General features: G+C 69.3%; 6 protein-coding genes. 5 read left to right on the top strand and 1 reads right to left on the bottom strand.

The window, feature by feature from the left end; all coding sequences use genetic code 11:
* The first annotated feature begins 389 nt into the window (after positions 1–389).
* Positions 390–1,940 (top strand): chromosomal replication initiator protein DnaA, encoded by a 1,551-nt coding sequence (locus tag ACTIGN_RS04760; protein WP_439621658.1) that lies wholly within the window; start codon positions 390–392, stop codon positions 1,938–1,940.
* 179 nt (positions 1,941–2,119) lie between these two features.
* On the opposite strand, the gene ACTIGN_RS04755 is transcribed toward ACTIGN_RS04760, so the two are convergent.
* The gene (locus ACTIGN_RS04755) at positions 2,120–3,340 is read right to left on the bottom strand and encodes a hypothetical protein (RefSeq protein WP_439621657.1); all 1,221 of its coding nucleotides are present in this window, start codon (positions 3,338–3,340) and stop codon (positions 2,120–2,122) included.
* A 149-nt stretch (positions 3,341–3,489) separates the two neighbouring features.
* On the opposite strand from ACTIGN_RS04755, the gene ACTIGN_RS04750 reads away from it, so the two are divergent.
* The 4 genes from ACTIGN_RS04750 to ACTIGN_RS04735 all read left to right on the top strand — a co-directional run bounded on the left by ACTIGN_RS04750 (position 3,490) and on the right by ACTIGN_RS04735 (position 9,875).
* Positions 3,490–5,106 (top strand): CRTAC1 family protein, encoded by a 1,617-nt coding sequence (locus ACTIGN_RS04750; protein ID WP_439621656.1) that lies wholly within the window; start codon positions 3,490–3,492, stop codon positions 5,104–5,106.
* A gap of 312 nt (positions 5,107–5,418) precedes the next feature.
* Entirely contained in the window at positions 5,419–6,789 is a 1,371-nt protein-coding gene (locus ACTIGN_RS04745) for a hypothetical protein (RefSeq protein WP_439621655.1), read from the top strand.
* 399 nt (positions 6,790–7,188) lie between these two features.
* A complete protein-coding gene (locus ACTIGN_RS04740; RefSeq protein WP_439621654.1) occupies positions 7,189–8,520 on the top strand; it encodes a DUF1552 domain-containing protein in 1,332 nt (443 codons plus the stop codon).
* Positions 8,521–8,645: 125 nt separating this feature from the next.
* Positions 8,646–9,875 carry a PQQ-binding-like beta-propeller repeat protein gene (locus tag ACTIGN_RS04735; RefSeq protein WP_439621653.1) on the top strand — a complete coding sequence of 410 codons (1,230 nt, stop codon included), beginning with the start codon at positions 8,646–8,648 and terminating at the stop codon, positions 9,873–9,875.
* The last annotated feature ends 118 nt before the right edge of the window (positions 9,876–9,993 follow it).

Genomic DNA, 9,993 nt, shown 5'->3' with positions numbered 1-9,993 from the left:
CCACGGAGGGCGGCCCCTACAAACCAAACGCAAGTTCGCGGGTAGGGGCCGCCCTCCGTGGCGGCCCGCGTGAGGCGCACGACTTCGACCAACCCACAACGGCCCGCACACTTCACTCCGTTTCCCCTCAAGTCCGATTTCGGTGGTGCGACTGTGCCGCACGCGCCCGACGCGCCGCCTGGCGCGGATGGGCCGCCGGCACCGTCTGCGCGTGACCCTGCGGGCCGCGCCACGCCCCCTCCGGCGAGTTGTCCCGCAACCGACCTCTCGGCGCGTAGGCGCGGGTCGGCGCGCGCTGATAGTTAGTGGAGTCGTTGACGCGCACCCCGAAGCCACACCACACCGAGCCGCGCCCGGGCACAGAGGCCCAGCGCCGTGGGAGACCGACCGTGCCGGCCCGCCCACTCCCCACCCCGCCGCCGCTGCCGCCCGAACGGGCCCTCGCCGAGGCGGTCGCCGCCCGCGTCGGCGCGGCCCGGTACGGCATCTGGTTCGCCGGCCACGCGAAGTTCGTCGCGCTCGGCGGCGAGGTCGTCGTCGTCGCCCGCAACCAGCACTCGCAGGAGTGGCTCGAGCACACGTTCGGCACGGCCGTCCGCGAGGCGACGGTCCAGGTCCACGGCCCCGGCACCCGCGTGCGGTGGGTCGCGGACCCGGAGAGCTTCTCGGAACCGGGGACCGGGGATCGGGGATCGGGGATCGGGAGCGCACCCATGCCGGTACCGACTCCCGCGGTCGCCAAGTCGGCCCCGCTCGAGAAGGCCGAGCGGCCGCGGGTTCTGCCGATCCCCGATCCCCGATCCCCGATCCCCGCCTCTCAGACCGACCTGTTCGGCGACCCGGTCGCGGCCGCGAAGCCCAGGGCGAAGCGCGCGGAGCCGGAAGTGGTCGCGGTCAGCAAGGCGGGGCGGCGGTGGAAGCTGCTCGGCGAGTTCGTCGTCGGCGCGTGCAACCGGGTGGCGCACGCCTCGGCGCTGAGCGTGGTCGAGGACCCCGGCGAGGGCGGGAACCCGCTCGTGATCCACGGCCCGGTCGGCACCGGCAAGACGCACCTGCTCGAGGGGATCTACGCGGGCCTCAAGCGGCGGCCGAACGAGCGCCCGTGCTACACGACCGCCGAGGAGTTCACCACCCGGTTCGTCGCCGCGTCGCAGCACGGGAAGATGTCCGCGTTCCGCCGCCAGTTCCGCGAGTGCTCGACGCTGCTCCTCGACGACCTGCACTTCCTCGCCACCAAGAAGGCGACGCAGGCCGAGTTCTTGCACACGTTCGACGCGCTCGTCGCCGACGGCCGGCAGGTGGTGGTGACCACCGACTGTCACCCGCGGTTGGCCGACGAGCTGATGCCCGAACTCGTGGACCGGCTCCTCGGCGGCGCGGTGTGGAGCCTGCAACCGCCCGACCCCGAGACCCGGCTGGAGATCCTCCGCAAGAAGGCGACCGGCGCGAACCCGATGGTGCCGGACGCGGTGCTGAAGACGCTCGCGTCGAGCCTCCGCGGCAACGTCCGCGAGCTCGAGGGCGCGGTCAACAGCGTGAAGCACTACGCGAAGGTGACCGGGCGGCCGGTGGATCAGAGCGTGGTGCGGGAAGCGCTGGGCGACCTGCTCCGGCACGCGGTCCGCACGGTGAGCGTGGCCGACGTGGACGCGAGCGTGTGTGCCGTGCTGCGGCTCGGCTCCGGGACGCTGCAATCGAAGTCGCGGGCGTGGGCCGTGACGCACCCCCGCATGGTCGCCATCTACCTGTGCCGCAAGCACACGGCCGCGACCTACGGCGAGGTGAGCAAGCACTTCGGCGCGAAGACGCACAGCACCGCCGTCGCCGCCGAGAAGAAGGTCCGGGCGTGGATCGAGAAGGACGCGAGCGTGACGATCGGCGACCGCTCGTGGCGCGTCAAGGAACTCATCGACCGCATCGAGCGCGAGTTGCAACGGTAAGGCAGAGGAAGAGTTTGATCCACAGATTACGCAGAAGACACAGATTTTCAGACAGATAGCAGAGAATAGAAAACAGAGAACCGTGTCGAATGCTCTCTGGTCGTTCTCTGACTTCTGTCCTCTGATTTCTAATCTGTGTCTTCTGCGTAATCTGTGGATCAAACTCTTCCTCTTCAGGCCTACGGCTGCTTCACCTTCGCGCCATCGACCACGGTCATCTTGCCGTACCCCGCGGGCCACGCCGACGTCACCTCCGCCTCGCCCACGAAGTCGGCCGCGCCCAGTTCCGTGTTCCAGTCCTTCGCGAGCTTGCCGTCGTCGAGGTACGCCCGCACCAGGTACCTCCCGTTCGGCAACTCGGGCTTCACCGTCCACGCCTTGGCGCGTGCCGAGCCGGGCGCCGCGAACAGCGTGAGCGAGTGTTGGAACAGCTTACCCTGGCCCCACACCTTGCGGTCGGTCGAGGCGACCGGCTCCGCCTCCCACGCCTTCTTCGTGGCGTCCCATGCGAACACCTTCACCTGCACGAGCTTGTCGGCCCACGCCGGCGGCGTGTTGGTCACCTTCAGCCAGATGTCGGTGCCGAACGCCCGGGCGGTCTGCTTCGGGGGCAGGTCCGCGGCCGTCTCGTACTTGTCGCCGACGATCTTCGCGTAGTCCTCGACGAACCGGCGGTACGCCTTGTACCCCTCGTCGCCGACGAGGAACTTCACGCCGCCCTCGTGCTTCGCGTCGTTCAGCGGCTTGCGCAGGAGCAGGCTCTTCTCGGGCGCGTTTGTATCGATGAGCTTGCTCTCCATGAGGTACTTCAGCGTCGCCTCGGGGCCGGCGGCCTTGAACCACGCCACGCGGTCGCCGTACTCGGCGGCGAGCTTCTTGTTCTCGGCGCTCCCCTCGGTGTGGCAGCTCATGCACCGGAACCGCATGGCCCACACGCTGTTCGTGAACGACTCGAGCAACTGGTCCTTGCGGGCGTGGCGGATCACCGCGACGGGCCGCGGCGGCTTCGCCAGCTCGTCGGCCTTGAGCTTCGGGGCGGCGCGGAGGTCCTTGTCGGCGCAGCACGCCTTGACCCACGCGGCGAACGCCTCGTACTCGGCGGTGCGGTTCTTCTGGTGAATCAGGGCCGCGCCCTTCTCGGCCTTGCCCATCTCGATGAGCGCGAGGATGCGGGACTTCTCGGGCGTGTCGAGGTCGATGAGCCCCTGGTCGCGGAGCGAGAGGAACGTCTCGCGGGACGACGGGCGGATGTAGTTCTTCAGGTCCACGGCCGCGAGGTGGCACTGGACGCAACTCGACGGGTCCGGCGACTTGAAGATCGGCCCGATTCGCTTCTCAAAGACCTGTTCGGGGGTGGGGGCTTGTTCGGCGACCAGGCCGAGGAGGAGGACGGCGAACATTGGGGCGGCTCCGGGGGGGGTCTGGAGTGTACCCGCCGAGCACCGGCACCCGGAAGCGCGAATCGCGACGCCCGCTGCCGCGCAAAATCCGCCCCAGCTCGTATCGCCTCGCGCCGCCGCTGGGTATCATCAGCGCCCGAGGTGACACAATGACTCGCACAATCTCCGCGTGCGCCCTGTTCGCGCTCTCCACGACCGCTCTCGTTCCGGGCGCGGCCGCACCACCCGACACACCCGTGATCGCGTTCGACGACGTGACCGAGAAGGCCGGCCTGAAGGAGCCGCTCGCCGGGCTCATGGGCCACGGCGGCGCGTGGGGCGACTTCGACGGCGACGGCAAGCCGGACCTGTTCGTCGGCGGGTTCTGCGACCGGCCGAACGCCGAGTACAAGCCGGCCGCCGGGCCGGTCGCCTCGGCGCTGTTCCGCAACCGCGGCGACGGCACCTTCGCGCACGTCACCGACACCCCCGCGAAGATGTTCGGCCGCACCAGCGGGGCCGTGTTCGCGGACCTCGACAACGACGGCCGCCCCGAGCTGTACGTCGCGAACAACGCCCGCAACAAGGGCAAGAAGACCGACGAGCCGCAGGCGTCCGCCCTCGCGCGCCGCAGCGCGCTCCTCAAGAACGACGGCGGCGCGTTCGTGGACATCGGCAAGGACAGCGGCGCGTGCCCGGACGCGCTCCTCTCGGCCCGCAACGTCGCGGTGCTCGACTACGACAACGACGGCCTGCTCGACCTGCTCGTGATCGAGGACAAGTTCACCCGGACGCCGCGGACGACGCTGTTCCGCAACGATGGCGGGCTGAAGTTCCGCGACGTGACCAAAGAGGTCGGCCTGCCGGAGAGCGTGTTCGGCCTCGGCGTCGCGGTCGCGGATGTCAACGACGACGGCCGGCCCGACGTGTTCGTCCCGCACTCGAACAAGCTGTTCCTCTCGACGAGTGACGGGAAGTACCGCGAGGCGACCGAACTCGCGGCGGTGTTCGCGTGGAAGCCGCTCGACGGCGAGGACTGGCCGTGCGGGGCGTGCTTCGCCGACCTGAACCGCGACGGCCGCCTCGACCTCGTGCTGTCGCTCCACAGTATGAAGGCCCGCAACAAGGTGTTCCTCAACGACGGCGTGAAGGACGGCGTCCCGCAGTTCCGCGACGTGACCAAGGACGTCGGCCTCGGTGACACCGTGCCGGTGCGGTGCCCGCACGTCGAGGTGCAGGACTTCGACAACGACGGCTGGCCCGACATCTACCTCTCGGCGGCGCACCTGGAGGGCGGCAAGGTGTCGCCGCTCATCTTCCGCAACCTCGGCGCGAAGGACGGGCTGCCGCGGTTCGAGCCGCCGTGGCCGGTCGAGAAGGCGAACGCCTACTACCCCGCGGGGCCGTCGTGCGACTACGACGGCGACGGCCGCACCGACCTGTTCCTCATCAACTGGTTCCAGGGCAACCACAGTCGCCTCTTGCGGAACACCTCGGCGGCGAAGAACTGGCTCGACGTGCGCGTCACCGGCAAGGCCACGAACCGCGACGGCATCGGCGCGAAGGTGTGGGTGTACGAGGCCGGCAAGCTCGGCAAGCCCGAGGCGCTGCTGGGCCACCACGAGATCGGCGTCGGGTACGGGTACGCGAGCGGGCAGTTGCCGGTGGCGCACTTCGGGGTCGGCGACGCCGCGACCGTCGACGTCCGCGTCGCGCTCCCGGGCAGCAAGGCGACGCTCGACAGGCCCGCCACGAAGGCGAACCAGGTGCTGACCGTGAAGGAATAAGGCGCTTTGATCGAGGTGGTCGCCACTCGAAAATGGTTGGCGTAGTGCCCCTCACCCGCCGCGAAGCGCGGCGACCTCTCCCCGTAGGAACGGGGCGAGGTGTTACCCCTGTGCGTCTCCGAGCGCGGCGGAGGGGCTTTCGCTGGGACGAAGACCAGCCGCCCCCACCTCGCCCCGTTCCTACGGGGAGAGGTCGCGACCCGGCTCTGCGGGTCGCGGGTGAGGGGCAGCACCTGAACATTGTGTCCGACTGCTCGCCCCGCCCGGTGCTTTCCAAACTCGCCCCGCCCCGCTCCCCACCGGAACCCCGCCATGTCCCGCTGCCTCTCCGTCCTCGCGTTCGCGCTCGCGGCCAGCGCCGCCGCGGTGCTGCTCCCGGCCCCCGCGTCCGTTGCGGGCCAGAAGAAGAAAGCTCCCGAGTGGAAGGCCCCCGAACTCCCGGGCGGCAAGGCGGTCGTCACCGACACGTCGGACGTGTTCGTCAAGGTGCCCGAGGGGGTGAAGCTCGCCGAGGGCGTGACCGTGGCGAAGGTCGCGCCGGCCATCGACTTCGCGTACTACCCCGGCCAGACCTACGCGGGCAACCCGTGGTCCACCTGGGGCGAGAGCACGTTCGCCAACGGGAAGTATTACGCCTCGCTCGGCGACCACAAGGCCCCGGCCGGCACCGCGTTCGTCTACGAGTACGACCCGGCCACGAAGGCGTTCCGCCAGCTCATCGACCTGCAGAAGCTCCTCGCGCTGCCCGAGGGCCACTATGCGCCGGGCAAGATCCACACGACGCTCACGCTGGGCAAGGACGGCGCGATCTACTTCGGCACGCACCGCGGGTCCACGCGGGTGACCACCGACCAGTACCACTACAAGGGCGACTGGATCGTGCGCGTCGACGCGAAGACCGGCAAGGCCGAGGTGGTCGCGCACGCGCCGGTGCCGAAGCACTGCATCCCGACCGGCCTCCTCGACCCCGAGCGGCTCATCTTCTACGGCGGCACCGCACCCGGCGAGGGCAAGGACGAGGGCGACAGCGTCCACTTCTTCGCCTACGACGTGCAGAAGAAGAAGGTGCTGTGCGACGTGCCCGACGGCCCGGCGCGGGCGATGATCTTCGCGAAGTCCACCGGCCGCGTGTACTACGTGCAGGCGAGCGGCAAGTCGCTGATGCGGTACGACCCGGCGAAGCCCGACGCGCCCGAGAAGATCCCCGGCGAGATCGGCATTCGGGCCGCCAGCGAAGAGACGAAGGACGGCACCGTGTACACCGTCTCGACCGGCCAGAAGGGCATCCCGGAACTGTTCGCGTTCGACACGAAGGCCGAGAAGGTGACGCCGCTCGGCCCGGCCGCGGTCGGCGTGGTCGGGTACATCACGGCGTTGAAGATCGACCCCACCGGCCGCTACCTCTACTACGTCCCCGGCTCGCACGGCGGGTCCGAGAAGGACGGCTCGCCGGTCGTGCAGTTCGACACGAAGACGAAGACCCGCAAGGTGATCGCGTTCCTCAACCCGTACTACAAGGACACGCACGGCGTCGCGCCGGCGGGCACCTACAGCTACGCCCTGTCGCCCGACGGGGCCGACCTGTACGTGACGTGGAACGCGAAGCGGCCGGACGCGAAGGCGTGGGACACGGTCGCCCTGTCCGTGGTCCACATCCCGGCCGCCGAGCGCCGCACGGAGTGAGGCTGCGGTGAAGGGGTGCGGAATCGACGACGTAGCCGGTGGCGAATCGTGGTTCGGCCCCCTCACCCGCGCTCGCAGAGCCTCGTCGCGACCTCTCCCCCGAGACCAGGGGAGAGGTGGGGCACGCCGGTGCCACGCAGCGCTCACCTATGCGTCTTGCTAATGAGAAGCCCGGTGAGCCCCACCTCGCCCCCGGTCTCGGGGGAGAGGTCGCCGCGCTTCGCGGCGGGTGAGGGGGGTGCCACCGGACCAACTCCCCGGCGCTGACGACTCGCTCAGGGCTCGCCCAAGCCCCACCCATCTGCGACCCATTTCCCGCCGGCCCGTTGCGTTCCACCTGGCAACCGCCCAGAATAGCAGTCACGCCTGCCCCCGCATCATCTCCTGGAGCGTTGCGACATGCCGAGCCCGATCACCCAACCGCTGGGCCGCCGGTCGTTCCTCCGCGGCGTCGGGGTCTCGATGGCGCTGCCGTGGCTGGAGTCGGTCCCCGTGTGGGGCGACGACAAGCCGAAGAACACCGCGTCCGAGCCGCCGGTGCGGTTCGCGGTGCTGTTCTCCGGAAACGGGTTCCACAGCAAGGAGTGGTGGGCGAAGGGCGAAGGCAAGGGGATGGAGTTCGGCAAGGTGCTCGAGTCGCTCGCCCCCGTGCGCGAGAAGACGCTGTTCCTCCGCGGGCTCTACAACGCCGAGGCGCTCATCGGCGGCATCCACAGTTGCCAGACCGGGAACCTGCTCACCGGGGCTCACCTGGCCCCGGCCGGCGAGGTGAAGAGCGGCGTCAGTTGCGACCAGGTGATCGCGGAGCGGACGAAGGAGCAGACGAAGGTGCCGAGCCTCGTGCTCGGGTGCGAGCCGTCGATCGCCGCGATCCACAAGAACTACTCGATGATCTACAGCTCCCACATCTCGTGGAGCTCCGCCACCACCCCGACCCCGCTCGAACTGTACCCAGCGCTCGCGTTCGACCGCCTGTTCCGCGACGAGGTCGGCCGGGCCGACAAGAGCGTCCTCGACGCCGTCCGCGAGGACGCCACCAGCTACAAGAACAGCGTCAGCAAGGCGGACCAGCGGCGGCTCGACGAGTACCTGAACAGCGTCCGCGAGGTCGAGACCCGCATCGCCCAGGCCGGGAAGGCCGGCAAACTCCAGGGCTGGCGGCCCACGCTCGACAAGCCCGACATGAAGCGGCCGGCCGACGGCATCCCGCAGGACATCGACCAGCACATGAAGCTGATGTGCGACATCCTGGTGCTGGCGTTCCGCACCGACACCACCCGCGTCAGCACGCTGAAACTGAACAACGACCACTCGTCGCAGCGGTTCCCGAACCTCCCGGCGGCCACGGCGAAGGGCGGGATCGACTACATGATCCACCACCTGCTGTCGCACACCGACGGTGCGGACTGGCTCAAGGTGAACCAGTTCTTCCTGCAGCAACTCGCGTACATCGCGACCAAGATGGACGCCGTGCAGGAGGGCGACCGCACGCTGCTCGACAACAGCATGATCCTGTACGCCTCCAGCATGATGACCGGGAACCACAACAACGACCAGTTGCCGGTGGTTCTGGTGGGCCGCGGCGGCGGGCAGATCAAGACGGGCCGGGTGCTCGATTACCTGGGCAAGCCGAACCGCAAGATGTGCAGCCTGTACCTGTCGCTGATGGAGAAGGCCGGCGTGAAGCTCGCCGAGTTCGGCGACTCGAAGGAGAAGCTCGGCGAGATCTAATTCCCCCAGGCGAGCGGGGGGCGTGAGCCCCCCGAGTCCCGAGATCACGCAACCACTCGGGGGGCTCACGCCCCCCGCTCGCCAAGATTCGACCCCGCCCCTTCCCCCTTCCGAAAGCTGCCGCCATGCTCCGCCTCGCGTCCTCTTCGGCCTTCGCACTCACCTTCGCGCTTACACTTTCGGCCGCCGACTGGCCGCAGTTCCGCGGGCCGGACCGCACCGGCATCAGCAAGGAGACCGGGCTCCTCAAGGCGTGGCCCAAGGACGGCCCGGCGAAGCTGTGGCAGGTGAAGGGGCTCGGCCTCGGGTTCGGCACGCCGGCCGTCGCGAGCGGGATGATCTTCGGCATGGGCACCCGCGACGAGAAGGACGGCGTGTGGGCGCTCAAGGAGGCCGACGGCAGCGAACTGTGGTTCACGCCGATCGACGAGGCCCGCAAGCCGAACCAGAACAACGGCCCGAGCGGCACCCCGACGTTCGACAACGGGAAGCTGTACACGATCAGCAGCAAGGGCAAGCTCGCGTGCCTCGACGCGAAGACCGGCACGGTCGCGTGGCAGGCCGACTTCGTGAAGGACTTCGGCGGCGGCATCCCCGGCTGGGGCTACTGCGAGTCGCCGCTCATCGACGGCGACAAGCTCGTCTGCACGCCGGGCAAGAAGAACGCCATCGTCGCGCTCAACAAGAACACCGGCGAGGTGATCTGGAAGTCGGCGCTGCCGAAGGACGAGGGCGCACAATACTCCTCGGTCCTCGCGGCCGAGATCGGCGGGCAGCGGCAGTACGTCCAGTTCCTGAAGGGCGGCGTGGTGTCGGTCGGCGCGTCGGACGGCGCGTTCCTGTGGCGGTACGACCACCCGGCCAACGGCACCGCGAACTGCTCGATGCCGCTCGTCGCCGGCGGCATGGTGTTCGCCGCGTCGGCGTACGGCACCGGCGGTGGGATGGCCCTCGTCGAGAAGAAGGGCGACACGTTCGAGGCGAAGGAGGAGTACTTCGACAAGGCGATGCAGAACCACCACGGCGGCATGGTGCTGATCGACGGGTACGTGTACGGCACCGGGAGCAACGCGCTGCGGTGCGTCGAACTCAAGACCGGGAAGGTGATGTGGGAGGAGCGGAAGCCGGGCAAGGGCTCGGTCACGTTCGCCGACGGGATGCTGTACTGCCGCAACGAGGGGAGCGGGAAGGTGTTCCTCGTCGAGGCGAACCCGAAGGAGTACGTCGAGAAGGGCGTGCTGACCCAGCCGGACCGGTCGAAGAACAGCGCGTGGGCGTACCCCGTGGTCGCCAGCGGCAAGCTGTACCTCCGCGACCAGGACGTGCTGCTGTGCTACGACGTCGCCGCGAAGTGAGGGTCGAGCCCGCGGTGTTGAGTCGTTCGCCTCACGCGGGCCGCCACGGAGGGCGGCCCCTACAGATCCGCTTGGTTCGGAGGGGCCGCCCACCGTGGCGGCCCGCCAACCAGTTCCC

The sequence above is a fragment of the Gemmata sp. genome, assembly GCF_051859125.1.
Taxonomy (GTDB): Bacteria; Planctomycetota; Planctomycetia; order Gemmatales; family Gemmataceae; genus Gemmata.
The sequence above is the reverse complement of the archived record's forward strand: the minus strand, read 5'-3'. Positions and strand labels throughout refer to the sequence as shown.

Excerpts from the sequence above, each read along its gene's own strand:
- ACTIGN_RS04735 (WP_439621653.1), top strand. The coding sequence starts at position 8,646 with ATGCTCCGCCTCGCGTCCTCTTCGGCCTTCGCACTCACCTTCGCGCTT.
- ACTIGN_RS04750 (WP_439621656.1), top strand. The coding sequence starts at position 3,490 with ATGACTCGCACAATCTCCGCGTGCGCCCTGTTCGCGCTCTCCACGACC.
- ACTIGN_RS04755 (WP_439621657.1), bottom strand. The coding sequence starts at position 3,340 with ATGTTCGCCGTCCTCCTCCTCGGCCTGGTCGCCGAACAAGCCCCCACC.
- ACTIGN_RS04745 (WP_439621655.1), top strand. The coding sequence starts at position 5,419 with ATGTCCCGCTGCCTCTCCGTCCTCGCGTTCGCGCTCGCGGCCAGCGCC.
- ACTIGN_RS04740 (WP_439621654.1), top strand. The coding sequence starts at position 7,189 with ATGCCGAGCCCGATCACCCAACCGCTGGGCCGCCGGTCGTTCCTCCGC.